A 24,150-nucleotide genomic window follows, 5' to 3' on the forward strand; every position below is an offset into this window, starting at 1 on the left:
TCGATGGGAGCACGAACAGGCCAGCAATTCATCGACGGGCTGAAGGCGCACCCGCGAGAGGTGTACATCGAGGGCGAGCTCGTTCGGGATGTGACCGAGCATCGAGCGTTTCGAAACGTTATCGAGAGTCTCGCTCATCTCTACGACATGCAGCACGATCCGCAGTATCGTGACGACCTGACCTACGAGTCACCAGACACCGGAGAGCGTGTCGGGACCGCGTTCATGCAGCCGCGCTCGCGTGCCGATCTGCAGCATCGCGGGCGAGGATTCAAGGCATGGGCCGACTATTCGCACGGGATGCTTGGCCGGACGCCCGACTACCTCAGCTCGTCGCTGATGTCGTTCGCGGGCGCCCACGACTACTTTGCGAAGAACAACCCAGACTTTGGCAAGAACGTCGAGTCGTATTACCGGCGGGCCCGCGAGGAGGATCTCTGCCTCACCCACACGCTGATCAACCCGCAGGCAAACCGTTCGGTCGGCCCATCACAGCAGGCCGATCCGTTTCTGTCGGCGCGCGTCGTCGAAGAGAAAGACGGCGGCATCGTCATCCGCGGGGCCAGAATGCTGGCAACGCTCGGGCCGATCGCCGATGAGATCGAAGTGTTTCCCTCGACCGTCGTCAAGTCCGACCCGGCCGATGCCCCGTATGCGTTCGGATTCGTTGTCCCCTGTGGCGCGCCGGGGCTGAAGTTCCTCTGCCGTGAGACATACGATCTTGGACGCTCCAAGCATGATCACCCGCTCGGCTCGCGGTTCGAAGAGATGGACGCGATCGTCATTTTCGACGATGTCTTCATTCCGTGGGAGCGAGTATTCCTGTATGGAGATCCGGAGCTGGCCAACGGCGCGTTTGGCGCGACGAACGCAGTGATCCACATGGCGCACCAGGTGATTGCAAAGAACATTGCGAAGACCGAATTCATGCTAGGTCTTGCAAGCCTGATCGTCGATACGATCGCAATCGAGCCATTCCAGCATGTCCACGAGAAAGTGTCGGAGATCATCATCGGGCTGGAGTGCATGCGAGCGCTCAAGGCGACTGCCGAAAATGATGCCCAGCTGGATCGCTGGGGCATCATGACCCCGGCGCGTGAGCCACTTGACGCTGCTCGCAACCTCTATCCGAAGCTCTACCCCCGCTTCGTCGAGATCATCCAGCAGCTATCCGCCAGCGGCCTGATGGCGACACCGACCGAAGCGGACATCAACGGAGCGATCGGCCCCACGATCGACCGATACCTGACGGCCGCGAGGGCGGATGCTCGCGACCGTGTTGCGTTGTTCCGGTTGGCGTGGGATACCGCCGTGTCATCGTTTGGCTCCAGGCAGGTGCTCTACGAGCGATTCTTCTTCGGCGATCCGGTGCGGATGGCCGGCGCGTTGTTCAACACATACGACCGCAAGCCATATATGGACATGGTTCGTGAGTTCGTTGCAGAGGGACGTCAGGCGACGATGCCTGAGGCTGCCAGTGGCGGCACCGAATGAACGCGATGCCAACCGTCGACCAGACAGCGTTCCGCCGCGCCGTGGGGCAGTTCGCGACCGGGGTGACGGTTATCACGATCCAGCACGATGGCCACGTGCACGGGATGACCGCCAACTCATTCGCATCGGTTTCGCTTGAGCCGCCGCTGGTGTTGTTTTGCGTTGGGAAGTCGGCGCGAATGGCGGGGTTGATCAGGGATGCGGAGGGATTCGCGATCAACATCCTCAGCGATCGGCAAATGCAGGTGTCACGCCAGTTTGCCGGGGCGAACAAGGATGCCGCCGCGCGCACGGTGAAGTTGCAACGCGGGCCTGTAGCGCCTCTTCTCAGCCATTCCCTGGCGGCACTGTCGTGCAGGACGCACGAGATCCACGAGGCGGGCGATCACTGGATCGTCATCGGGCAGGTCGTGGCGCTGCACGAACCTGATCAGGCGAGGGCACACGGACCGCTCGCCTTCTTCCGGTCGCGCTACTGCGACCTGATCGAGCCACCGACGCCGGCCGAGCAGGCGGATCGCTGGATGAATGACGAAATTCGCATCTACCACGAGGAATGGAGCGCCGGCGATCTGAACGAGCCGGCGGAGAGGCCGGAGTTGCCATGGTGACCAATCAGCAAACGAATGCGGAGATTCGACGAGGCAGGCCGGAGCCGCGCTCCGGCGCAAACATCATCCGTTCGGCCCACGGCGAATATCGGGTGACTGACCTTGGCCGCGCCCGGGCGTTCTACGTCGACACACTGGGGTTCGTGGAGACCGAGCAAACGGCCGACACCCTGTATCTGCGTGGGCTGGAAGAGCGAGACCATCACTCACTCGTCTTGCGAAAGTCGTCAACGCCGGGCGCTGGTCACCTCGCGTTCAAGGTCGCGAGCGAGGACGATCTGGACCGGCTTGCCCATCATGTCGCGGCCGCGGGCCTCAAGCCCTGCTGGCTCGCCTCTGGCGAGGAGATTGGGCAGGGCAGGGCGCTGCGGTTCAACGATCCATTCGGCCTGCCGCTCGAGTTCGTTGCCGAGATGACACAGGTCGAACGACTGCTTCAACGGTTCGACCTCTACCGCGGCGCTCAGGTGATGCGATTTGACCACTTCAACTGCCAGGTCCCCGATGTCCGGGCTGCCTATGAGTGGTACTCCGCGGAGCTCGGCTTCGGCTGCTCGGAATACACAGTCGACGACGCCGGGCGAATCTGGGCGACCTGGCTCCAACGCAAGCAGAATGTCCACGACATCGCCGTGATGAATGGGACTGGGCCACGAGTCCACCATTTCGGCTTCTGGGTTACCGATCCGTTGTCAGTGCTCCGCGCGTGCGATGTGCTCGCCGCGGATGGCTGGGCGAGCAGCATCGAGCGTGGACCCGGACGCCATGGCTTGTCGAACGCATTCTTCCTGTATCTGCGAGACCCCGATGGTAACCGCATCGAGATGTATGCCAACGACTATCTGTTGGCCGATCCTGACTGGGAGCCGATTCGCTGGACGCTGAACGACCCGCGCCGCGCGACGTTCTGGGGTCATATGCCGCCGGCGTCGTGGTTCGATGACGCGGCACTCTGTGAGTCGTTTGAGGACGGGCGGCTTCTGCCAACAGCGCCAGCGCAACTGTACGATCGGCCCGATCACGTAACTTGATCGCGGGCTATTGATCGGCGGCGGTCGACTGATTGTCAGCGCGGCGCTTTGCCAGCATCTGGCGACGGGTTCGTTCCATCGTCCCTGCGAAGCGGAACGCATGGATAACGAGTGAATCGTCCCGGGCAGGCGCGGTGGTAATACCCTGACGCTTGCGCTCGGCCGCGAGCCGACGCTGTTCCTCGGCTCGCGCTACGGCTTTGGCGTACTGTTCCTTCTTCCAGCGGTAGCGGGCGACCGCCAGGGCGCCGAATCCGACAGCCATTCCCAGCCCAGCGCCCGGGCCGGTCGGCGAGGTCGAGATATAGCCATAGCCGAAGACGTCGGCCATGTAAATGACGAGCAGTGTCAGCACGTAGCCGACGTTGAACCAGACAGTCTCCCGGATTGCCTCTCGCAGGCTCCATGTTGTCGAAATTCCGACGATGAACGGGGCGATCGGAATGAGCCACATTGCGGTGTGCATTATCGGCAGACTGACCCTTCCAGCGTTCGAGCCGCTGAATGCAATATCGGTCACGCCACCAGACGCGTACAGGCGGTATCATGTGGGCATGAACAGCAGCCGTCGGGTGAGCCTCGCGCCGGTCGAGATTACACGCGACCGAGTACCCCGAAAGCATACCAGCGGGGTGGCTGATGAGTTGAATGTGGAGGGGTGAATGGGCCCTGGAGAGAGATGGCTGCTTTTCGGCGTCGTTGCCAGCTTGCTGCCAGCGCTGCTCGTCGTTCGGACGATTATGCATGTTCTCAATATCCGCGTTGGTCGCCAGCCCAAGTGGCACGGATAGTCCCTGGATCGAGCTGATCTCGCTGCGACAGTGACGTTGAGGGAACGAGGGGCTTCCCGCTGACTCACTATCGTTGTGCCAGGTGATACGTCTGTAGCGCGCCAACGAAAGGTCTTCACGATGCTTGCGCACGGGGGTGATCGGAAGCACTCGACTTCGTCGGAGCGGCTCTCGCGAGAGCAAGAGCTGGCGTTTGCTCTGGATGGAGCGCGTCCAACCGCATACGACCGGGCCGTTGCGGCCCACGAGGTCGCGATGCATGTTGAGCGGATTGGGCAGGATCGTTCACTCGCTCGTTTGCGGCGGTGGGCGCCCCAGGCTATCGCAGTTGTCGATAGCAAGCTGTCGTCGCCCCGAAGCTTGCTACAGTTTCTCGATATTCCACATATCGAGGTTGACTCCCTTTCCGATGTGCCGCGCCTGGCGAGCATCGTGGTGCTGGGGTGCCAGGAGGCGGAAGCCATTAACCCGGTCGCGCTGGAAGCGACATTGTCCCGCGGTGTAACGATCATCAGTAGCGATAAGACGGCGCTCGCGAAGCCGATCAGGGACGTGTTGCTGCCGGGTGCGCCCCGGCCGGCCGGCATTGCGCGGGTCGAGTGGGCGACCGGAACCGCCAGTGGAGCCCCCGATCTTCTGCTCGGAGCGCCGCTCCTGCCGGGAATTCAGCTCCCACCAGGCTACATCCCGGTGACGATGCCGGCGGGATCACGCGGCAACGTTGAAGTGCTCGCGATAGACCGATTGACTCGCCAGCCCATCCTTGTTCGCGCGAAGATCGGTGGTGGGACAGTCATCCATGCAGTGCCCCACTGGTGGCAACAGTCCGTCCACTGCGGGACCGCGGTTGACCGCCGTCGCCTGGCCGACATTCCTGCATTCGCGGACCTCAGCGATTCGGTCGGCGATGTCAGGTTCGGGGAGCTGCAGGCGGCCCGATCGATGATGATGGGTCTGCTTCGCGCGCTGCGGCCACGGTTGAGATAGGCTGCCATGGGTCGGGAACAGGAAACGCGTCGCGTCGCGAGATTGCTTGAGATCATCTGGCTCATCCAGGCAGCGCCGCGCTACTGGACGCGGCAGCGGCTGGCCGAACGTTTCGAGGTCTCGGTTCGATCGATTACCAGTGACATTCAGGTGATCCGACATCGACTCGCGTGGGACGTGCGGACTGAACGAGGCTCGGGATACCACTTTCACGGCCCTGTGCCGCGACTACCGTCTGTGAATTACTCCGTGCCCGAGGCACTCGCGCTGATCCTGGCCGCGCAAGCGGGCATGAACTATGGCGGGGTGCCTCAGGAGGAGCTTGGCTCCGCAATCCGACGCCTGACGTCGGTGTTTCCGGAGGATCTGCGTCGCTTCATCGAGCAGTCCGGCGTCACGCCAGCCTCACCTGCGGATGACCGCCGCACAGCGCTACTCAGCACGGCCGCCTCAGCGATCTCTCGTAGCCATTGCCTGGCGCTGACATACAGAGTCGCATCGCGCGGAGGCGAAGAGACAGAGCGAGTCATCGATCCGCTGGCGATTCTGCCCTACGACAAGTCGTGGCAACTCGTCGGCTATTGCCATCTCCGGCAGGCTGTCCGCGTCTTCAAGATCGACCGGATCAAGAAGCTCGATATTCTGCCCCAACGATTCAATCGACCCGCGGGTTTCGATCTCGGCCAATTCCTCGCATCCGGATGGGGGATAATGCGCGGCCTCGACGCGCCGGTGGACGACGTCACTCTCCTGTTTCGCCCGCCCGCATCGGAGTGGGTTGCCGAGGGAGAATGGCACGAGGGGGAGATCATCGAACGACAGCCAGACGGTTCGATCATCTATCGCGCCTCGATCCAGGTGACACCGGAGTTTCAGCGCTGGGTGCTGCGCTATGGCAGGATGGTCGATATCATTGCCCCGAGCCATCTTCGGGACTGGCTCGTTGCCGAGGCGCGCGCGATCCTCGATCGCGCCGAGACTGCATAGCGCGCGCGGCACATCCGACGCGAAAGTCTCCCCATACCGCGACCGTGCAGCAGGTCGTGTACGACTGTTGAGAAGTGAGCCGCATATGGCGCCAAAGATGCACCCGTTTCCTAATCCGGTTGATTCCGCGCGTCAGGTCTTTCAGATCGTGCGCGAGATCTCGTTTGACGACATCGAGATGGCGGCGCTCAGACATCCGCGAATCGCGGTTGTCTCCACGACTGCGCAGGATGCGCGTCAGGCAGCGCTTGACATTTTCGGCCCGGAGGCTCGCATGAGTGTCGTTGCCTGCGGCGAAGACGAGGCGCTGCCGGAGCATGCAGACCTGATACTCGTTGAGGACGCCGCGTGGCGCGCGCGGGCACAAGCTGATGCACGCATACTCGTGTTCTCGCGCGGCGAGCCGATCGAGCATCTCTGGCAGATGATCTTCGCGCGTGAGCCCGATATCGAGCTTGCTCTGGGCCGGCTCTATCCAGCGCTACGAACGGCAGCCGCTCGCCATGTGGTGAATACGACAGCCCGGGTCAACGCGCAGTTCGCAGTAGTTTCAAATATCCCCGCGCTTGTCCCTGTTGTGGGCGGGCTGCTCTCGGCTGGCGCGGACACCATTGTGCTGACGAAGAACCAGTTGATGATGATCTACAAGCTTGCCGCGATCTACGGTCGTGACACGGGCAATCGGACGGCGATCTACCGGGAGATGCTGCCCGTCGTCGGAGCCGGCTTGTTCTGGAGGACGGTTGCGCGGGATCTTGCTGCGATGGTGCCGTTTGCGGCCGGCGCGGTCCCCAAGGTCACGATCGCCTTTACGGGGACGTACATCGCCGGGATGGCTGCCCAAGTCTATTATGACGAGGGCCGGCGTCCGGCCAGGCGGCAGATTGAGGGATTCCGGAATTGGGCAGTTCGCGAGCTGAACCGGTCTCCCGAGTGGCTTCGGTCGGTTCCATTGCCTGGAAATGTCCGGCGACGATGGCAGGACAGCGTTGTGATTGACGTTGCCTACACGACGGATGCCTCGAACGAAATGCCGTAGTTTCCTAACTTCTCCGACAGCTGGTCGAGCTCCAACCCAAGCAGGCCGGCGGCGGCTACTCGATCACCCGCGGATCGCCGCAATGCCTCGTGAATCATCTGCCGTTCGACCTCCTGCAGGACCTCACGCATCGGGGTATGGTTGCGGACACTGCTGGCAATGTCGATGAAATGTCCCTGGTCGGCAGATGAGAACGTAATCAGATCTTCGATGATGACACCGCCCTGAGCCATGATAGTCGCGCGTTCCATCGTGTTCTCGAGCTCTCGCACGTTACCAGGCCAGTCGTGGTCGACCAGCATTCGCATCGCGCCAGCGGAGATCTGGGTCGGCGCGGATGAGGCGTTGATGCGATGTTTGTGGAGAAAGTGCTCGACCAGAAGCGGGATATCATCTCGCCGCTCGCGCAGCGGTGGCAGATAGATCTCGATGACATTCAGCCGGAAATAGAGATCCTCACGAAATGAGCCATCGCGAACCTCCTGCGGGAGATTCTTGTTCGTGGCGGTAATGACCCGGACGTCGACCTTTACCGAGACGGTGCCACCAACTCGCTCGAATTCACGCTCCTGGAGGACTCGAAGGAGCTTCTTCTGCGTTGCGAACGTCATCTCGCCAATCTCATCAAGGAAGATGGTGCCGCGGTTTGCGCGCTCGAAGTGCCCTTTCTTCTGGGCGATCGCGCCGGTAAAGGCGCCCTTTTCATGCCCAAACAGCTCACTCTCGAGCAGTGTTTCTGGAAGCGCGGCGCAGTTCACTTTGATCAACGGTCCGTGGGCGTACCCGGAATTGCGGTGGATGGTCGTGGCGACCAACTCCTTGCCGGTGCCGGTTTCGCCGGTGATCAGGACGGTTGCTTCGGTTCTTGCGACTCGGCCGATGTCCTTGAATACATCCTGCATCGCCGGACTATTGCCGATGATGTACTCGTTCGGGTCGCCATCGGCGAGATGCCGTAGCTTCTGCACCTCATTGGCGAGCGCCTGTCGCTCGAAGAACCGTCCGGCGCGGAGCAGCACATCCTCCAGGTCGAACGGCTTCGTTACATAATCGTAAGCGCCGTACTGAATCGCGTCGATCGCGATGGATGCTGATCCATAGGCTGTCATGACGATAACCGGGAGGGGCCGATCGCCTTTTTCACTGAGAGTCCGCAACACGTCGATACCGGAGACATCCGGCATCCGAACGTCCATCATCACGAGGTCTGGCGGGGCGACTGATCTGAGCGCATCGATGACTGCAGCGCCGTTGGTGGCTTGATCGACCTCGTAACCCTCATCCTCGAATAGCTCAAGGAGCAGGGAGCGGATCCCGGAGTCATCGTCGGCTACCAGGATGCGAGCCATGCGATTTCAGTCCTCCTCGGATCCGACGTGAACATCGGACGTCGCCGACTTCGCGTCGACTTGTGTGGATCGCGCGCCAGGCATCAGTATAAGTGAGAAGCTCCTCGCCGAACCCAGCGACAACCAGGAACGCCGAGTATGCCGATACATGGTGGGCCAACAGTATACTCCGACGGCTGATCGATCGACCGCCCGGTTGTGCGTGGATTCGGAGCGTTGTGATGGCTGACTTGCCCGAGCGGGCGGTTCTGATTGGGCCAAGCGGTAGTGGAAAGTCGACGATCGCGAAGGCGCTGGGCAAACGGTGGGGTCGTCCCGTCATTGACACCGATGAGGAGATAACCGCAAGAATCGGGATGCCCATCCACGAGTTCTTTGCTCGATTCGGCGAGCCAGCGTTCCGCGCTATCGAACGCGAAGTGGTGGACGCAGCATGCCGGCGTGGCCCAGCCGTGATCGCGACGGGAGGTGGCGCTGTCCTCTCCGAGGCGAATTGGGCATCCTGGCGTCCGGGTAGTGTTGTGATCGGGCTCACGGCGCAGCCGGCCGCTTTGGCCGCGCGCGTGATAGCCCAGTCGGCGGCTGAAGGGCGTGGCGCGGAGCGTCCGTTGCTCGCGGGCGACGCGGAGTCGCGTATTCACGAGCTGATGGAGCGCCGGAGGGCGTTGTACGCGCGGGCCGATGTCACGATCGATACCACCGGGCTTGACTCGACTGCGGCAATCGACGCCGTCGATCATGCAGTCGGCGCAATCGTGACTGCCGGGGGAGTGCCACGTGTCTCGCTGCTAACCCCATCGGGGCGATCTGATATTTTCGTGTCCCGTGGCGCAAGCAGTATGCTCGCGCAGACGATAGCTAGCCGCTGGCCACGCGCCCGCCGCGTGTGGCTGATTAGCGACGAGAATGTCGCCGCCTGCTGGTCCGAGCAAGTCGCATCTGCGCTGAACGGCGCGGGGCTCCCTGCCGAGACGCTGGTTGTCCCCGCCGGGGAGTCCAGCAAACGGATGACGGAAGTCGAGCGACTATGCGGCGAGATGACGAGTCGCGGCGTCACACGCCGCGATGTCGTGCTGGCGCTGGGCGGAGGTGTTGTCGGAGACCTCGCCGGGTTTGTTGCCAGTGTCTGCCTTCGTGGGCTCCCACTGGTTCAGATGCCGACATCGCTGCTGGCGATGGTTGATTCGAGTGTCGGGGGAAAGACAGGCGTCAACCTGCCGGCCGGCAAGAACCTCGCAGGCGCGTTCTACCAGCCGGGCGCGGTTCTGATTGATCCGCTGTTCCTGTCGTCGCTGCCCGAATCGGAATATCGCTCCGGCATGGCTGAGGTCATCAAGCACTCATTGATCCAGCCGAGTACCCCGCCAGGCGGGTTCGATTTACTCGAGACTCTCGAGACGAACGCGCTCGACCCGTTGCCCGACAACCAGATCGTCGAAGTCCTGGCACGCAATGTCGCAATCAAGGCGTCGGTCGTGCAGGAGGACGAGCGCGAGGCGGGGCTGCGGATGATCCTGAACTTCGGCCATACGGCAGGCCACGCGATCGAGGCTGAAGGATATCGCTATCGTCATGGCGAGGCGGTCGGACTTGGCCTGCTGACGGTGTATGGGATCGCCGAACGGCTGGGCCGAATAGACGCGACCACTGTCGATCGAGCTCGAATGCTTCTCGAGCGCGCGGGCCTGCCGATCGTGCTCGATGTTGATATCGACCAAGTGATCTCGAACCTGTCGCACGACAAGAAGAACGTCGACGGCGCGCTGCACTGGGTGTTGCCGAAGTCAGAAGGTGGCGTGGCAATCCAGACGGGCGTGTCCATTGACGTGGTTCGCGGTTCATTGGCCCAGCTTTCACGGGCCAGGAACCAGCGTGTGCTATAGTCCGGAGGTTACGCCACCCGAAGAGACGGGCGGTGTTGTCATGCATTGAACACCGGAGACATGCCCCTTGACCGTCCTGCTCTCAGGTTCCCTCGCTTACGATCACATTATGGTCTTCCCCGGCCACTTCGAGGACCACATCCTGCCCGACAAGATCCATGTGCTGAACGTGTCGTTCCTTGTTGACTCGCTGGATCGGCAACGCGGCGGGGTCGCAGGGAACATCGGCTATAGCCTCGCGCTACTCGGCGCTTCGTGCCGGATTGTCGCGACTGTCGGGACTGACTTCGACGAGTATCGGGCCGAGCTGGAGCGGCTTGGTGTAGATACATCAGGCATCCACCTGATCGATCATGAACGCACTGCCAGCGCGTTCATCACGACCGACCGCGCGGACAACCAGATTACCGGCTTCTACCCCGGCGCTATGATGAAGGCGCGTGAGGTCTCAATAACCGAGCATCTCGACGAGGTCGGGCTGGGAGTAATCTCGCCGACGGACCCGGAGGCGATGATTCGCCATATTCGGGAACTCGTGGCCGCTGGCATCCCGTTCGTCTTCGACCCTGGCCAGCAAATCATCGCACTGTCGGGGTCAGCACTCAGCGAAGGCATCGCCGGAGCGCGGATGCTGATCGGCAACGACTATGAGTTTGCGATGATCAGCGAGAAAACAGGCAAGTCGCGCGACGAGCTGATCCGCGCGTGCGAGACAGTCGTGGTCACCTACGGGGAGCTCGGATCGACCATCTATGACGGTCACGGGAAGTCTGAGTACCGGATTCCCGCTGCTCGCGCGCGGAAGGTTGTGGATCCGACCGGCGCTGGTGATGGGTATCGTGCTGGCCTGATCCGAGGCATGCTGGCCGGGTTGTCGTGGGACATCGCCGGGCGGATCGGCTCGCAGGCGGCGACGCTCGTCGTCGAAGTAAAGGGCACCCAGAGCCACCACTACAGTATGGATGCCTTCGTCGAACGATTTTCTGAGTCGTTTCCAGAACATGGGAATGTGGTCAAGTCACTGCCGGGTCGTCCGGCGCTGGCCGGTCGAAAAGGAGAGAAGTAACGCATGGTCGACACCAGTCAGATGAAATACGACATCTTCGATCGAGGGTTGGCTGACGACGGCCATCGCCGGATCGCATGGGCCGCCCGCGAAATGCCTGTGCTCGCTTTGATCCGCGAACGTTTCGAGCGCGAGAAGCCGCTGGCCGGAGTTCGCATCGTTGCGTGTGTCCACGTCACGACCGAAAGCGCCAACCTCGCATTGGCGCTTCGGGCAGGCGGGGCCGACGCGGTTGTCTGCGCCAGTAACCCACTCTCCACCCAGAACGACGTTGCCGCCGCGCTGGTGGATGACGGCATCCCCGTCTTCGCCATCAAAGGCGAGGACGCTGACACGTACTATCGGCATGTCAACGCGGCGATCGACCATCGGCCGCACATCATCATTGACGACGGCGCCGATGTGGTCAGCACGGTTCACCGATTGCGCCGCGAGGCACTCGAGGGCATGATCGGCGCGACCGAGGAGACAACGACGGGCGTTGTCCGCATGCGGGCGATGGAGACCGACGGCGTGCTGGAATTCCCCGTCATTGCCGTTAACGATGCCGACACGAAGCATTTCTTCGACAACCGATACGGCACCGGTCAATCCACCCTTGACGGCATTCTGCGAGCGACGAATATCCTTCTGGCAGGGAAGGTCGTTGTCGTGGCCGGCTATGGCTGGTGCGGCAAGGGGATCGCGATGCGAGCCAAGGGTATGGGCTCGCGGGTGATCGTGACCGAGATCAACCCGACCAGAGCGCTCGAGGCGGCGATGGATGGATTCGCGGTCACGACAATGTCGCGCGCAGCGACGATCGGCGACATCTTCATCACCGCGACCGGCAACATCAATGTCATCGATCGCGACGACTTCGAGAACATGCGTGATGGCGCGATTATCAGCAACGCCGGGCATTTCAACTCCGAGATCAATATGTCGGCGCTGGAGGAGATGTCAGGCGAAGGCCGACGGATGCTCCGCCCATTCGTCGAGGAATACCAGATCGCCGCGGATAAGCACGTGATTGTGCTCGGTGATGGCCGGCTGATCAATCTGGCGGCGGCCGAGGGTCATCCCGCCAGCGTCATGGACATGTCGTTCGCGAATCAGGCGTTGGCGTGCTCGTATCTCGTCGCCCATGGCAGCGAGCTGGAAAAGCGCGTCTATGTCGTGCCGGCCGAGATCGACCAGCAGATCGCGCGCCTGAAGTTGCGGGCGATGGGCATCGAGGTCGACGAGCTTACCGAGGAGCAGATCGCCTACCTGAGCTCGTGGGAACACGGGACCTGAGGCATCGCCCGACCCCATCGCTGTTTACGCTGACTACGGGCTGGTAACTGGAGGAGAACTGTCACAATGCCGACATCGTTCATGCGATCGCCCCAGGTGTTCTTCACATCGGAGTCGGTAACTGAGGGGCACCCGGATAAGCTCTGTGACCAGATTTCCGACGCAATCCTCGACGAGATTCTCGCGAAGGATAACCGTGCGCGTGTCGCGTGCGAAACGGCCACGACGACCGGTCTGGTGCTGGTGTTCGGCGAGATCACGACGAAGACCTACGTCGACATTCCGAAGATCGTCCGTGAAGTCGTGAAGGATATCGGCTACACAAGCGACTCCTACGGTTTCGACGCGAACACGTGCGGGGTCATGACCTCGATTTCGGAACAGTCCACCGACATCCAGGGTGCGGTCGACGATTCGCTGGAGACGCGATCCGGCGAACAACAGGACACGCGCGACCGGGTCGGCGCGGGCGACCAGGGAATGATGATCGGCTTCGCTTGCGACGAGACCCCGGAGCTGATGCCGCTTCCGATCTCGCTCGCTCATCATCTGACTCGTCGTCTCGCGGGCGCGCGGCGCGACGGCTCATTGCCTTTCCTTCGACCGGACGGCAAGAGCCAGGTCACGATCGAATATGAGCACGGTATTGCCAAGCGCGTCGACACGGTTCTGATCTCGACACAGCACGACAAGGACGTCACTGAGCGCGATGTCCGGGACGGAGTGATCGAGGAAGTCATCCACCATGTCATCCCTGCAGAGATGTTCGACGCGAAGACAAAGATCCTCGTGAATCCGAGCGGTCGCTTCGTCATCGGTGGCCCAATGGGGGATGCCGGCCTGACGGGGCGCAAGATCATCGTCGATACCTACGGGGGGATGGCCCGCCACGGTGGTGGCGCTTTCTCGGGCAAAGATCCGACGAAGGTCGACCGTTCGGGCGCCTATGCCGCGCGTTACGTGGCGAAGAACATCGTTGCGGCCGGCCTGGCGCAACGGTGCGAATTGCAGATCTCTTACGCCATCGGCGTGGCTCACCCGTTGTCGTATCACATCGAGACGTTCGGGACCGGAGTCATCTCTGATGAGCGGTTGGGTGCGCTGGTCATGGATATGTTCGACTTGCGCCCACTGGCGATTATCGAAGACCTCGACCTGATGCGCCCGATCTATCGCCAGGTCGCCGCCTACGGGCACTTCGGCCGGCCGGACCTTGACCTGCCCTGGGAGCGCACTGATCTTGCGGAGGCGCTGCGCGAGGCGGCTGGGCCGCTGGCGACGCGCGTCTCCTGAGCGCTTGATCGAGCGCAGTGACGACGGCGGTTATCACCGGCGCGTCGGGCTTCGTAGGGCGCCATCTGGTCCACGAGCTCGAGCAAGAGACCGACTGGCGGGTTGTTGGCCTGGCCAGGCACGCGTCGGTGCTTGGCGCCCGCACCCATGTCCTTGCCTGTGACCTGCTCGACGAGGCGCTCGTGCGCCGGACTATCGAGCACGTCGCGCCGGACGTTATCTTTCACCTGGCGAGCCACAGCTACGTTCCGCAGTCAGTAGCCGCGCCGGCAGAGACGCTGACGAACAATCTCGTCGGCCAGCTCAATGTGCTCGAAGCAGTCCGCTCTGCTGGTTTGAGCGCCGGGATCGTCGCTATCTGCTCGGCGGAAGAATACGGGTTCGTCGGGCCGGACGAGACGCCGATCACCGAATCCCAGCCATTTCGCCCCGGCAATCCCTATGCGGTGTCGAAGATCGCTCAGGACATGCTCGCCTATCAGTACGCGCTTTCATACGGGATGCCAGTCGTCCGGATGCGTCCGTTCAGCCATATCGGTCCCGGACAGAGCGACCGATTCGTGCTTTCGAGCTTCGCTCGCCAGATCGTGGACGCGGAGATGGGTCGGATCGAACCAGTGATCCTGGTCGGGAACCTGGACGCGGTTCGTGATTTCCTGGACGTGCGCGATGTCGTGCGCGCTTATCGGCTTGTGGCGGTCGACATCGTGCCCGGCGAGGTGTTCAATCTCGCCAGTGGCGTCGGACGCCGAATCGGCGACCTGCTCGACCTGCTCATCACGCTCTCCCGAGCGCCATTGGAGATTCGCCAGGATCCCGCCAGGCTACGGCCATCGGACGTGCCGGTGCTGATCGGTGATGCTTCCAGGTTTCGCTCGCGTGTGGGGTGGGAGCCCCGGGTGCCGATCGAGACGACGCTGACCGATATCCTCGACGATTGGCGTGTCCGGCTCGCGACGAGCAGCCGATAGGCGCTTCCTCCCTGCGTCAGTTCAGTGCCAGGGGATTGCGCCGATGATGATGTCGGCCAGCGCGTCGAGCATTGCGTGCCCTTCTTCAGCCGTTGCGCGAGCCGGATCGCCGAAGTAGCCGAGGTCGGCTCCGGCATCGGCGAATGTGCGCGCGCCAGCGCGGAGCCGGGCCGGAAGGTCGATCCAGACGGGGGAAGCGCGCGCATCTGTTCGACATCGACTACGTCTGGGCGAACCGCAAGGAGGATCGACGTTTCGTAGCCTCCAGCATGGCGGGCGCCGCGACGGAACTCCTCACTCAGCCGGCTGGCGTGAGCGTCAGATCGCTGGTCGGGTGCGCGCGTCGGAACGCCGCTTTGCTCTTCGGCGATGAGGCACGCGTGTTGGACGCGGGCGACATGCTCCGGCTCGAGGTGCGCGTTGCAGCAGATCAGCGCCCGATAGCCCTGTCGGGCCGCCTGCCCCAGGAGGCTTGCCAGATAGGCTTCGAATTGATCTGCCTCGACCGGTGTTGTCCCAGCGAATGAGGTTCCCGCGAAGGAGACCGTGTAGGCAATCGGCGGCAGGATGATCACCGGGACGCCAGATTCCTCGAGCCGGCCGGCCGCTCTCTCGGCGGTCGCCTCGGCGATAATGATGTCGGTGTCGAGCGGAAGATGCGGCCCGTGGGCTTCAATCGCGCCGATCGGCAGCAGCCCCACTGGTCGCTGGCGGAGCGCTTCATCGGCGGCCGGCCAGGTGAGATTCTGAAGACGCACTACTGGCTTTGTCACAATCGACATCCCCCTGTCTTATCGCCAGTCAGAGTATCCTATCGGCACGGATGATGCTGGTCGAGAGGATCGCACGCTCATGAAGATGCTGGTCGCGATTGTGCAGGACTATGATGCGTCGCGCCTGTTGCGAGACCTTATCGACGCGGGGTACGGAGCGACGTATATCGGCTCGACGGGTGGATTCCTGCGCAGCGGGACGGCCGCCGTCCTGATCGGCGTATCTGAGGAGCGAGCGAGCGCCGCGTTGGCGATCGTCCACCGTCTCGCCAGTGCGCGAGTGGCGGCTCAAACGACGACACCGAACGACCTTGAGGTGGAGTTTCTTTACGACCCGGACGATTCGGTCGAGATGGGCGGCGCGGATGTGTTTGTGCTGCGTGTCGCGCGCTTCGAGCGAATGTAGGCAATGACGCTTTCAGGCCCGACACGTCGGATGTCGCGATCGTTGTTGCGTTATTACGCTGCGTTGCGCCTCGCTGCCGGGTCGATGCTGGACATCGTTCCGGACGGAGCGGTCGCTGACGCGCCGCCAATCGTCCGTCGTTCCGAGAACGAACTGCCGTCGGGCTTCGATCGGCGTGAGTTGATACAGGTTGGTGGCATCACGCACGTCGTCACGCTGAGAACCGACAGCGAACGTCACGCACGCGGTATGAGCCTGAACTGATCTGAATGAGCCGGTGCCGCGCCGGCATCGCCCTGGCCGGCGCGGCAACCTCGGGTTGTCCGATCAGAAGCTCGAGAACGTAACGGGCGCGCCAGCGGCCCGCTGATCTTCGGTCAGCATGTCATGCAGCATCCGTTGCATGGCCATGATGTGGGCGCAGGTCCCCATTCCCTGAACCGCGAAGAAGTGGCACGTACAACTGAATTCTTCGCCGTCCATCGATGTCGTATACGAGTCGTTGTTACCCTGGAACTGGACGACGAATGACTGGAACTTGACGCGTTCGGGCTCTTCGGCATACCGACGGGACTTCTCGATCTTGGAGATCAACGACGAGTTCATGGCGGGTCTCCTTTCGCCGTTCCCCGTGCTGGCCCCACGCTCCGTGGGAGCCTGGACGGTATCGAAGGGGCCGCGCTGGGCGGGCGAACCGGCGACAGAGACGAATCAGCACCGCGGCTTTTCACCGGGTGCTGTCTAGAAGTCCGTCTCGACTGTCGTCGGCCGGTCCATGGCGGACCACCTTCCTTACGCCGTCCGTGATCATTACGCAGAGTCTAACAGAAGCGCGGTGGCCATCACACCCGCCGAGGCGTTCGGCCGCTTGGGTACAATCAACCGCAACGGGGAGGGAAGATGGCGAACACCGGGATGAGCGTAGCGGTGCTGACTGGCGGACAAAGCCGGAGGATGGGCGCCGATAAGGCACTCGTCGTGACACAGGGTCGGCCGCTGGTGGAGCACGTCGTCACTGTCGTCTCCGCGCTTACCGACGATGTGTTTCTCGTCGGCGATCGGCCTGCCTACCACCAGTTTGGATATCGCGTCGTCCCGGATGAGTATCCTGGCGGCGGCGCGCTTGGTGGAATCGCGACCGCTCTTCGTGCCGCGTGCCACGACAGAGTTCTCGTGGTGGCCTGCGATATGCCGTCGCTCTGTTCGGAACTGCTGGAGGCAATGGCCGCGATCGATGCTGACGTGGACGTGATCATTCCGAGGACGTCTGGCGCACGACAGGGACAGCCTGCCCACGAGACGTATGAGACGCTTCATGCGATTTACCGGCGTTCGTGTCTCCCCACACTTGAGCAGCGCCTTGCCGCCGGCCAACTGAAGATTGCGGACATCTTGCAGGACTTGCGGGTGTGTGCGCTCGACGAACCCTGGTTGCGCAGGCATGATCGCCACCTTGCGTCATTCGTCAATGTCAATTCTCCGAGTGATCTTGATCGTGTTCACAGCACAGAGCAGGAGTTGATGGGATGGTGACCAGTCGCGACTACTCGAAGTTCCTGAAGCCGGATGGGACACTGTATGTTCGGCATGTTCCGCGGTCGGTCTACGTCGAGATGGTTCGTGCCTATCAGCTTCGCCCCGATGTGGTCGAACAGGTGTTTGACGAGCTCTACTGGCTCTGGGATCTCGATCAGGCAGAGAAGAAGGCCATAGCCGAGGGGCGATCCGCCGACCGTGTCGAACTGGCGCACGGGATTATTGGCGAAATGTCCGACGATGACTGGTGGAAGATCACCGCCGCGTTCGAGGAGCATCTGATTGCAAGCTTTGGCAGTGACCCGGAGCAGTGGGCGGAATACCTCGACCCGGTCTACGATCTGCAAGAATCTGAGGGCTGGAGCGATCGTCAGTAGTTCGCTGGGCTGATGTCGCGGCAGGAGGGAGTGGGCATGAGCGTCTGCCCGAATGGGATCGTCACGTTGACGACCGACCTTGGCACGATCGACGGTTATGTGGCCGCGCTGAAGGGCGTGCTGCTCACCGCGCATCGCCAGGTGACGCTCGTCGATATCACGCACCACATCCCCAATCGCGATGTCACCGAGGCTGCGTTTCAGACCGCGATGGTCTGGTCTTCCTTTCCGGTCGGCACGGTCCACCTGTTCGTTGTCAATACCGGAGTGGACACGGATTACCGAGCGATCGTCGCTGAGGCAGGGGGGCACTATTTCGTCGGCCCCGACAACGGCGTGTTGACACTGCTTGTTGAAAATGAGTCTGCAACGAGGGCGGTCGTCCTCGACCGGCCCGCGTTCTTCCGGGAGTGGCCGGCGACGTTTCCAGGTCGCGATATCTTCGCGCCGGTTGCCGGGATCCTTTCGTCTGGCTCGGTCGGGCTCGACAGGCTGGGCACCGCGATCGACCCATCGTCACTCATGTCGTTGCCGTGGCGGGCGACACAGGACAGCCCGACGCGCGTCCATGCGTCGATCGTTTCGATCGATCGCTTTGGAAATTGCCGGACGTTGATTACCCGCGGGCAGATTCCGTGGGACCTGTCGTCGGTATTTGTACGTTGCGGGGACGCAACCGTCCGGGGAATTCACCGATCGTATAAGGATGTCCCGGTTGGCAAGACGCTCGCGCTCTTCGGGAGTCATGGCGGGCTGGAGATCGCCGTTCGCGGCGGTAGCGCAGCACAATCCTGGGAGATCAAACGCGGCGAAGAAGTGGTCGTTTCGACGCTCGACGATCCTGGCGCTTGATCGTCGCATGCTATACTGATGCGCTAGAGAAGCGGCACGAGTAGATCCACAGGATGGTTTCGATTACGTGAGCAAGCCAACGAACCCACGAACAAAGACGCAACTTAATCGCGCGCAACTGAAAGCCTACGAAGCCCGGCGGGCTGAAGAGGTTCAACGGCACTTGGACGATGACGGATCCGGCGATCTGCCGATCCAGGTCAGTTCGGCGTCGGCTATCGCGACCCCAGCTTCGCGCCGGAGGATCTATGCGCTGAGTCACGAGCAGGAGATGGCCATCATCCGCTCCGACCTCAACCGACTGCTGAAGATCCTTGCTGTGTTGCTCGTCGTTCTTGCGATCGCGACCGTGTTGTTGGGGTAACCCGAGACGCGCGAAATGACAACGGGGACGCCAGCACTGGCGTCCCCGTTGCTATTGTTCTCGTTGCGTGGTGGCGAGGCTAGATCGCCTCGTCCTCCTCGACCGGCCCGGTAGTCTCGTCAACGTACTCGGTGTCATCCTCGTCGCTGTCGATTTCCCGGCCCTCGAATTCCTCGACCTCGTCGCTGTCGAGCTCTTCGTCTTCTTCGTCGCCGAGCAACAGATCCGGCTCCTCGCGGAACAGGCGCGTGTCACGAAGGTACGCGCGCGGGATGGCGATTTTCCCCTGTCGGGGGAATGAGAGCCTGGAGCCCATGGCGGGGCTCTTCTGCGTTTCACGCACGATCACCCGGACGCTCTTGCCCGTATTGGCGGTCACGAAGACGGCGTACTCGTTCTCCAGGGATGTCAGCTCGATCACCCGTCGAGAGAGACGCGGTTCGAACTGGCCGATATACTGGCCATCCTCATCGAAGCAGTGAATGATGTCGGCCTCCACCTGCATCGTCAGCTGGTCACCGCTCGATAGTCTGGTGAGCACCTCCGCGGGCGCAACCGCGACGAGATCGTCGACGAATGTCCTGCCAATGTCTTCGACGAAGATGCCGGCGCGCAGGCTGCGGGTTCTTCCGATAGCTTCGACTTCCGCCTCGGTGTCCTTGAGCGGCTCGATCCGGCTAATGTTCCGCTGGGCGATGACGTTGGCCGGGTCGATTGTGAACGCCTGCTGATACGCCTCGTACGCAGACCGAAAGCGACCCATCTCGAAGTAGGCCTTGCCAAGTCTGTTGATTGCGGACACATCGCGGGGCGAGTGGGCGACAATCGCCGTGTTTATTTCGACGGCGGCAATCCAGTCGCCATTGGCGGCAGCTTGCCGTGCCTGCTCATCGAGAAGTCGTCTTGCTTTGCCCTTTGTTGTTTGTTCGTACATCTTGAGCCCTTTCTTCCTCCCGGCTTTCGCGGAGATCTCGTTTTCGACCGACGAAGGTCAGGCGCGCGTTAGCACGTTCACTGGCTCGCTCAGGACGTACCAGGTCGAGGCTTCAGTGATGCGGACATCGACAAATTGACCGAGCCAATCTCCCGTCGCGTCGAAGAAGACGAGCTGGTTGCCGCGTGTCCGGCCGCGCCACCGACCTTTCGCATATCCATCGACAAGAATTTCGCGCTGCTCGCCAACGATCGCGCGGAACTTCCGCGCGCTGATTTCCTCCTGCAGGCGCTCGACGGCCTGGTGTCGCGCGTGCTTGACGTGATGAGGAATTTCATCCTCCCAGCGCGCTGAAAGTGTGCCGGGCCGCGGCGAATACATCGCGACGTGAACCTTTTCGAAATCAAGGTCGCGCAACAGGTCGAGCGTATCCTGGAACTGTTCGTCTGTTTCGCCGGGGAAGCCGACGATGATGTCGGTCGAGAGCGTAACGCCGGGTATCGTCTCCCGGATCTTCGCGATTCGGTCGCGATAGTGCTCCTGGGTGTAGGTTCGGCGCATTCGTCGAAGCACTTCGTTGTTGCCGGCCTGGACCGGTAGATTGACATGCTCGCAGGCGCTCGGCAGCTCGGCGATCGTCTCGATCAGCTTGTCGGAAAAGAACTTCGGGTGCGATGTCAGAAAGCGAAGTCGTTCGATGCCGTCGATTGCATCGACTGCGCGCAGCAAATCGGCAAGGTCGCGACCGTCCGGCAGGTCATGGCCATAGGCGTTGACCGTCTGCCCGAGAAGCGTCACCTCGCGGACACCCTGCTCGGCGAGCCGGCGAACCTCGTCGACGATCTCCTCAAAGGGTCGGCTGACTTCCCGTCCTCGCCGATAGGGGACGATGCAATAGGAACAGACGAAATTGCAGCCATAGATGATCGGGACAAAGGCGGCGATACCGGGGTTCGATGAAATCGGCTGGTAGAAGTGCGGCAACTCGGCGAGGTCCGCGTCGGCTTCGCGCAACTCAGGGACGATTTCGACGAGCCGATCGAACTCGGAAGGCCCGAAGAACAGGTCGACGTGTGGGAACCGTTCGCGAAGCTTCGGCTCCTGGCCGGTAACCATGCAGCCGGTCAGCGCGATTCGCACCTCAGGGTGCAATCGCTTGATTCGCGCGAGCGATCCGATCTTGCCAACAACCTTGTCTTCGGCAGCCTGGCGAACGACACACGAATTCAGGACGATGACGTCGGCGTCGGTCTCGACCTCAGTGCGGCGATAGCCAACCTGGCTGAGCATCGCCTCGACTTTCGCGGACTCTGCCTCGTTCATCTGACACCCGATGGTCCAGATGCAGTAGCGCTTCTGGCTATCCTCACGCGTCGGAGATTCGGGTGACGCCGCAGCACGTCGGACGAGATGGATTTGCTCCACGCTGACCCTCCCAACAACATAAGGGCACCGCCGGGCGCCCGACCGGCAATTGTACAACCTTCGGAGCATCGTGCGTTTGCTGCCTCAATGTCATCGCGATCACGACATAACCCGTAGAACACCCGTTCGGACGCAAATAATGCAAATGAAACGTAGTGTACGTACAGAGTGCGAGTCTCATCGATGTCTGTTACGATAGTGATCAACGCAGAGGCCTGTGACCATCAGGAACGCATTCTTCGGGACACGCATGTTGCAGATCCTGCGTACGAACGCGCCATTACTGAATATGATCGCCGTGGGGGTATCCGGATGGTCAAACGAAAGTGCGGCACGTGTCGTCACTTCAAGGACGGTGGGATCGCCGGCTCCGGATGGTGCCTGCATCCCGCTCGACGCGAGCTGAACCACATGGTTCTGGTCCGCAAATCCGAGCTCGGGTGCCGCAACAATTGGGATCAGGATCTCTGGGAGCCAGCGCCCGGCTTCGGTGGTGAGCCGGACACTCCCGGTGACCATATCCCGACCCCGCCTCAGATCGACTCGCCTCTCTCTGCCGGCACGGTAGCCGCGCCGGTGGGTGAGATGTTCACCGATCGGCTAACCTCAATCACCATGGCCGCGCCGCGGGCCGCAGCAACAGCAGACGGCGCTTTGGGAAGCGACAGTATTGCCAACCCCGTTGAACGCTCCGATGTCCGCGCCGCTCGCCGCCGTCGTGTCGAACAACTGGAGCGCGACCGGGAACAGCATCAGCGAGAGCGTAGCGACGAAGCCCGCAAGTTGGTCGAGGACACCCCTGGGTCGAAAGCCATGCAGAAACCACCGGTCACAGAATCGCGCCCGGTGACACCGTCGATTCAGCCGCAGCGCGCGATTCCGGAACCGAGGCCACAGCCCCAACGTCCGATCGTGACCCGCCCATCCATGCCAATGCCGGCGCCGGCGCCATCGAGTGTGTCAAGCGAGCGCATGGTGCGGCATACCGAGAGCGTGATTCCACAGGCTGTCCCATCCGCGAACAAGCTCCCTCGTGACGAATCGGTATCGTTTGGCGCGAGCCCGTCTTCGTTCGGTTCTCCACGAGTCGCTCCGCAGGTGGCCCCGGTAGAACGCCGCGCCGCCGACCCGCCACGGCCGGCCAGGACCCATCAGCATCAGGACACGGACGAGCTCCCTATTGCTGAAGTCCGAGCACAGCAACAGGCACAGCCAGCGAACCAGGGCCATCGCTCTGGTGTCCCGACTTCACCACCAGTCGTTGCCACCAACAGAGGGATCTCTCCCGAGGCGGACCCTCCGATCGACGAGCGTGATCCGCGCTGGCTCGTCTGGGCCGGTCAGATCGATGGAGATCGATCGTCTGCTTCGCCGGCAGCCGCCGGCGGGCAACCAGGCGCTGAGCTGCAGGAGATTCTGCCGGTCGCGATGCCAGCGGATCCGGTCGATTCTGCGACGCGAACACGGAACATCCCGCATTGTTGCGCAACCTGCCGCGATTTTCGCCCGATAGGTAGTGGAACGACCGGCTGGTGTGCGAATCCTCACGCGTTCGATAGCAGGCGTATGGTAGAGTCTGGCGACCTTGCCTGTCGATCCAGCATCGGGAGCTGGTGGCTGCCGAACGATGATGTGTGGCTTGATCATGCAGACACGACGTACCATAGTCGGCCGACGCCACTACTCGACGAGCTTCGCAAGCCGGAAATCGAGCGTGAGCGCGAGTCGCCACTGTATCCGGATTAGGATCGGCCGGGAGCGGACGTGGCGGCCCCTGGTTTGCAGAGCGCCGGCTAACAACAGGATGATCAAGATATAGATGTCTAGTTTCGGTGAGCTACTACGGCAGGCTCGTGACTACAAAGGTGTCACCTTACGCGAAGCTGAGCGAGCGACGCGGATCGGTCGTGCCCATCTCGCGGCGCTTGAAGCGGAGGACTTTGCCGCATTGCCGGCGATGACCTACGCCCGGGGAATCGTCCGTAACTACGCCCAATACCTTGGGCTGGATCCGTTGACGACCGTCGAGCTTTTCGAGCAACGCAGCGGCGAAATGTCCGCGCGCCGAACGGCTGTCGGGACGACGACGACCTATGATGCGCGCACCCACTGGGTGCCGAACTTCGCCATCATCGCCTTCATGATCATCATGGTCGGTATCATCTTTACCTGGATCTACTCCGCCTACCTTCGTCCCTCCGTCACGGTCGCACCATCCGCCATCGGTGTTGCAACCGTGACGCCCGTATCGGCGTCGCTTCTCGCCCAGGTGACGGTTCAGACGACCGAAGCCGCGCTCGCGCCACCGCCCGCGACACCGACGACAGGCGTCGGGGCTGCCGCAACCCACGCACCTGCGCGAACTGCAGATCAGTCCGCCGCGCCGACTGCCGCCCCGGCGGATGTTGCCCAGGACGTGGCCGCCACCGAAGCGCCAAGCACGAGCGGACCGCATACGTTCGTTGTCTGGGTTACGAATAGCGTCTGGGTGCAGATGACCGTGGACGATGTCGTGGTCGTCGACAACGTCGTTCCGGCCGGATCCGAACTCACGTACTCTGGAAGTACTGTGTATGTGGAATCTGGGAACGCGGCGTTCGTCCATATTTATGTGGACGGCGAGGATTTCGGCACCCTGGGCGACAGCTGGGATTCTGCCTTCAGCTTTCCCTAGCGACCGGTAAGGTCGGACGGTGGAAGGAT

Annotated in this window: 25 protein-coding genes; 20 read left to right on the plus strand and 5 right to left on the minus strand. The window is 62.0% G+C overall.

Annotation, left to right across the window (positions count from 1 at the left end):
- The first annotated feature begins 3 nt into the window (after positions 1-3).
- From hpaB to hpaD, 3 genes are read left to right on the plus strand one after another with little or no spacing between them, the layout of a single operon-like run.
- A complete protein-coding gene (gene hpaB, locus V9F06_05195) occupies positions 4-1,494 on the plus strand; it encodes a 4-hydroxyphenylacetate 3-monooxygenase, oxygenase component (protein ID MEI2617031.1) in 1,491 nt (496 codons plus the stop codon).
- On the plus strand, positions 1,491-2,105 hold the full coding sequence (locus V9F06_05200) for a flavin reductase family protein (protein MEI2617032.1): 615 nt from the start codon (positions 1,491-1,493) through the stop codon (positions 2,103-2,105). The genes hpaB and V9F06_05200 overlap by 4 nt, the downstream gene beginning before the upstream one ends.
- Entirely contained in the window at positions 2,102-3,136 is a 1,035-nt protein-coding gene (gene hpaD, locus V9F06_05205; protein ID MEI2617033.1) for a 3,4-dihydroxyphenylacetate 2,3-dioxygenase, read from the plus strand. The genes V9F06_05200 and hpaD overlap by 4 nt, the downstream gene beginning before the upstream one ends.
- Positions 3,137-3,143: 7 nt before the next feature.
- Here hpaD and V9F06_05210 read toward each other — a convergent pair whose 3' ends face one another.
- On the minus strand, positions 3,144-3,656 hold the full coding sequence (locus V9F06_05210; protein MEI2617034.1) for a hypothetical protein: 513 nt from the start codon (positions 3,654-3,656) through the stop codon (positions 3,144-3,146).
- A gap of 142 nt (positions 3,657-3,798) precedes the next feature.
- Between V9F06_05210 and V9F06_05215 the strand changes: the two genes are divergently transcribed.
- From V9F06_05215 to V9F06_05230, 4 genes are all read left to right on the plus strand, one after another.
- A complete protein-coding gene (locus V9F06_05215) occupies positions 3,799-3,927 on the plus strand; it encodes a hypothetical protein (protein MEI2617035.1) in 129 nt (42 codons plus the stop codon).
- Between the two features lie 120 nt (positions 3,928-4,047).
- The gene (locus tag V9F06_05220; protein ID MEI2617036.1) at positions 4,048-4,914 is read left to right on the plus strand and encodes a hypothetical protein; all 867 of its coding nucleotides are present in this window, start codon (positions 4,048-4,050) and stop codon (positions 4,912-4,914) included.
- A gap of 6 nt (positions 4,915-4,920) precedes the next feature.
- Positions 4,921-5,901, plus strand: coding sequence for a transcriptional regulator (locus tag V9F06_05225; protein ID MEI2617037.1), 981 nt, complete (start codon positions 4,921-4,923; stop codon positions 5,899-5,901).
- A gap of 85 nt (positions 5,902-5,986) precedes the next feature.
- Complete coding sequence (locus V9F06_05230) at positions 5,987-6,940, plus strand: hypothetical protein (protein ID MEI2617038.1); 954 nt, start codon at positions 5,987-5,989, stop codon at positions 6,938-6,940.
- Here V9F06_05230 and V9F06_05235 read toward each other — a convergent pair.
- Positions 6,907-8,289 (minus strand): sigma-54 dependent transcriptional regulator, encoded by a 1,383-nt coding sequence (locus tag V9F06_05235; GenBank protein MEI2617039.1) that lies wholly within the window; start codon positions 8,287-8,289, stop codon positions 6,907-6,909. The two genes, V9F06_05230 and V9F06_05235, sit on opposite strands and share 34 nt — an antisense overlap.
- A 221-nt stretch (positions 8,290-8,510) precedes the next feature.
- On the opposite strand from V9F06_05235, the gene aroB reads away from it, so the two are divergent.
- From aroB to V9F06_05270, 7 genes are all read left to right on the plus strand, one after another.
- Positions 8,511-10,172 carry a 3-dehydroquinate synthase gene (gene aroB, locus V9F06_05240; protein MEI2617040.1) on the plus strand — a complete coding sequence of 554 codons (1,662 nt, stop codon included), beginning with the start codon at positions 8,511-8,513 and terminating at the stop codon, positions 10,170-10,172.
- A 109-nt stretch (positions 10,173-10,281) separates the two neighbouring features.
- The gene (locus V9F06_05245) at positions 10,282-11,238 is read left to right on the plus strand and encodes a carbohydrate kinase family protein (GenBank protein ID MEI2617041.1); all 957 of its coding nucleotides are present in this window, start codon (positions 10,282-10,284) and stop codon (positions 11,236-11,238) included.
- 3 nt (positions 11,239-11,241) lie between these two features.
- Positions 11,242-12,516 carry an adenosylhomocysteinase gene (gene ahcY, locus V9F06_05250; protein MEI2617042.1) on the plus strand — a complete coding sequence of 425 codons (1,275 nt, stop codon included), beginning with the start codon at positions 11,242-11,244 and terminating at the stop codon, positions 12,514-12,516.
- Positions 12,517-12,582: 66 nt separating this feature from the next.
- Positions 12,583-13,809 carry a methionine adenosyltransferase gene (gene metK / locus V9F06_05255; GenBank protein MEI2617043.1) on the plus strand — a complete coding sequence of 409 codons (1,227 nt, stop codon included), beginning with the start codon at positions 12,583-12,585 and terminating at the stop codon, positions 13,807-13,809.
- 17 nt (positions 13,810-13,826) lie between these two features.
- On the plus strand, positions 13,827-14,780 hold the full coding sequence (locus tag V9F06_05260; protein MEI2617044.1) for a GDP-mannose 4,6-dehydratase: 954 nt from the start codon (positions 13,827-13,829) through the stop codon (positions 14,778-14,780).
- Between the two features lie 852 nt (positions 14,781-15,632).
- A complete protein-coding gene (locus tag V9F06_05265; GenBank protein ID MEI2617045.1) occupies positions 15,633-15,959 on the plus strand; it encodes a cyclic-di-AMP receptor in 327 nt (108 codons plus the stop codon).
- A 3-nt stretch (positions 15,960-15,962) separates the two neighbouring features.
- Positions 15,963-16,223: a hypothetical protein gene (locus tag V9F06_05270; GenBank protein ID MEI2617046.1), complete on the plus strand. Its 261-nt coding sequence runs from the start codon at positions 15,963-15,965 to the stop codon at positions 16,221-16,223.
- A gap of 63 nt (positions 16,224-16,286) precedes the next feature.
- Here the strand turns inward: V9F06_05270 and V9F06_05275 are convergent, their stop codons facing one another.
- On the minus strand, positions 16,287-16,565 hold the full coding sequence (locus V9F06_05275; protein MEI2617047.1) for a hypothetical protein: 279 nt from the start codon (positions 16,563-16,565) through the stop codon (positions 16,287-16,289).
- 294 nt (positions 16,566-16,859) lie between these two features.
- Between V9F06_05275 and V9F06_05280 the strand changes: the two genes are divergently transcribed.
- The 4 genes from V9F06_05280 to V9F06_05295 all read left to right on the plus strand — a co-directional run bounded on the left by V9F06_05280 (position 16,860) and on the right by V9F06_05295 (position 19,088).
- Positions 16,860-17,492: a molybdenum cofactor guanylyltransferase gene (locus tag V9F06_05280; GenBank protein ID MEI2617048.1), complete on the plus strand. Its 633-nt coding sequence runs from the start codon at positions 16,860-16,862 to the stop codon at positions 17,490-17,492.
- Positions 17,486-17,872, plus strand: a complete 387-nt coding sequence (locus V9F06_05285) for a hypothetical protein (GenBank protein ID MEI2617049.1) — start codon at positions 17,486-17,488, stop codon at positions 17,870-17,872. The genes V9F06_05280 and V9F06_05285 overlap by 7 nt, the downstream gene beginning before the upstream one ends.
- A gap of 36 nt (positions 17,873-17,908) precedes the next feature.
- The gene (locus V9F06_05290) at positions 17,909-18,724 is read left to right on the plus strand and encodes an SAM-dependent chlorinase/fluorinase (protein MEI2617050.1); all 816 of its coding nucleotides are present in this window, start codon (positions 17,909-17,911) and stop codon (positions 18,722-18,724) included.
- A 67-nt stretch (positions 18,725-18,791) separates the two neighbouring features.
- Positions 18,792-19,088, plus strand: coding sequence for a hypothetical protein (locus V9F06_05295; protein ID MEI2617051.1), 297 nt, complete (start codon positions 18,792-18,794; stop codon positions 19,086-19,088).
- A gap of 79 nt (positions 19,089-19,167) precedes the next feature.
- On the opposite strand, the gene V9F06_05300 is transcribed toward V9F06_05295, so the two are convergent.
- Together V9F06_05300 and miaB are read right to left on the minus strand one after the other, a co-directional pair.
- Entirely contained in the window at positions 19,168-20,022 is an 855-nt protein-coding gene (locus V9F06_05300; protein ID MEI2617052.1) for a tetratricopeptide repeat protein, read from the minus strand.
- A 57-nt stretch (positions 20,023-20,079) separates the two neighbouring features.
- Positions 20,080-21,438, minus strand: a complete 1,359-nt coding sequence (miaB, locus tag V9F06_05305; protein ID MEI2617053.1) for a tRNA (N6-isopentenyl adenosine(37)-C2)-methylthiotransferase MiaB — start codon at positions 21,436-21,438, stop codon at positions 20,080-20,082.
- Positions 21,439-21,759: 321 nt separating this feature from the next.
- Between miaB and V9F06_05310 the strand changes: the two genes are divergently transcribed.
- Together V9F06_05310 and V9F06_05315 are read left to right on the plus strand one after the other, a co-directional pair.
- The gene (locus V9F06_05310) at positions 21,760-23,193 is read left to right on the plus strand and encodes a hypothetical protein (GenBank protein MEI2617054.1); all 1,434 of its coding nucleotides are present in this window, start codon (positions 21,760-21,762) and stop codon (positions 23,191-23,193) included.
- A gap of 73 nt (positions 23,194-23,266) precedes the next feature.
- Positions 23,267-24,121: a RodZ domain-containing protein gene (locus V9F06_05315; GenBank protein ID MEI2617055.1), complete on the plus strand. Its 855-nt coding sequence runs from the start codon at positions 23,267-23,269 to the stop codon at positions 24,119-24,121.
- The last annotated feature ends 29 nt before the right edge of the window (positions 24,122-24,150 follow it).

The organism is Thermomicrobiales bacterium (genome assembly GCA_037045155.1).
In the GTDB taxonomy this organism is placed as follows: domain Bacteria; phylum Chloroflexota; class Chloroflexia; order Thermomicrobiales; family CFX8; genus JAMLIA01.

Excerpts from the sequence above, each read along its gene's own strand:
- V9F06_05270 (MEI2617046.1), top strand. The coding sequence starts at position 15,963 with ATGACGCTTTCAGGCCCGACACGTCGGATGTCGCGATCGTTGTTGCGT.
- V9F06_05315 (MEI2617055.1), top strand. The coding sequence starts at position 23,267 with ATGTCTAGTTTCGGTGAGCTACTACGGCAGGCTCGTGACTACAAAGGT.
- V9F06_05280 (MEI2617048.1), top strand. The coding sequence starts at position 16,860 with ATGGCGAACACCGGGATGAGCGTAGCGGTGCTGACTGGCGGACAAAGC.
- V9F06_05275 (MEI2617047.1), bottom strand. The coding sequence starts at position 16,565 with ATGAACTCGTCGTTGATCTCCAAGATCGAGAAGTCCCGTCGGTATGCC.
- V9F06_05220 (MEI2617036.1), top strand. The coding sequence starts at position 4,048 with ATGCTTGCGCACGGGGGTGATCGGAAGCACTCGACTTCGTCGGAGCGG.
- V9F06_05310 (MEI2617054.1), top strand. The coding sequence starts at position 21,760 with ATGGTCAAACGAAAGTGCGGCACGTGTCGTCACTTCAAGGACGGTGGG.
- hpaB (MEI2617031.1), top strand. The coding sequence starts at position 4 with ATGGGAGCACGAACAGGCCAGCAATTCATCGACGGGCTGAAGGCGCAC.
- ahcY (MEI2617042.1), top strand. The coding sequence starts at position 11,242 with ATGGTCGACACCAGTCAGATGAAATACGACATCTTCGATCGAGGGTTG.
- metK (MEI2617043.1), top strand. The coding sequence starts at position 12,583 with ATGCCGACATCGTTCATGCGATCGCCCCAGGTGTTCTTCACATCGGAG.
- V9F06_05200 (MEI2617032.1), top strand. The coding sequence starts at position 1,491 with ATGAACGCGATGCCAACCGTCGACCAGACAGCGTTCCGCCGCGCCGTG.
- aroB (MEI2617040.1), top strand. The coding sequence starts at position 8,511 with ATGGCTGACTTGCCCGAGCGGGCGGTTCTGATTGGGCCAAGCGGTAGT.
- V9F06_05265 (MEI2617045.1), top strand. The coding sequence starts at position 15,633 with ATGAAGATGCTGGTCGCGATTGTGCAGGACTATGATGCGTCGCGCCTG.
- V9F06_05285 (MEI2617049.1), top strand. The coding sequence starts at position 17,486 with ATGGTGACCAGTCGCGACTACTCGAAGTTCCTGAAGCCGGATGGGACA.
- V9F06_05230 (MEI2617038.1), top strand. The coding sequence starts at position 5,987 with ATGGCGCCAAAGATGCACCCGTTTCCTAATCCGGTTGATTCCGCGCGT.
- V9F06_05290 (MEI2617050.1), top strand. The coding sequence starts at position 17,909 with ATGAGCGTCTGCCCGAATGGGATCGTCACGTTGACGACCGACCTTGGC.
- V9F06_05215 (MEI2617035.1), top strand. The coding sequence starts at position 3,799 with ATGGGCCCTGGAGAGAGATGGCTGCTTTTCGGCGTCGTTGCCAGCTTG.
- V9F06_05245 (MEI2617041.1), top strand. The coding sequence starts at position 10,282 with ATGGTCTTCCCCGGCCACTTCGAGGACCACATCCTGCCCGACAAGATC.
- V9F06_05300 (MEI2617052.1), bottom strand. The coding sequence starts at position 20,022 with ATGTACGAACAAACAACAAAGGGCAAAGCAAGACGACTTCTCGATGAG.
- V9F06_05235 (MEI2617039.1), bottom strand. The coding sequence starts at position 8,289 with ATGGCTCGCATCCTGGTAGCCGACGATGACTCCGGGATCCGCTCCCTG.
- V9F06_05225 (MEI2617037.1), top strand. The coding sequence starts at position 4,921 with ATGGGTCGGGAACAGGAAACGCGTCGCGTCGCGAGATTGCTTGAGATC.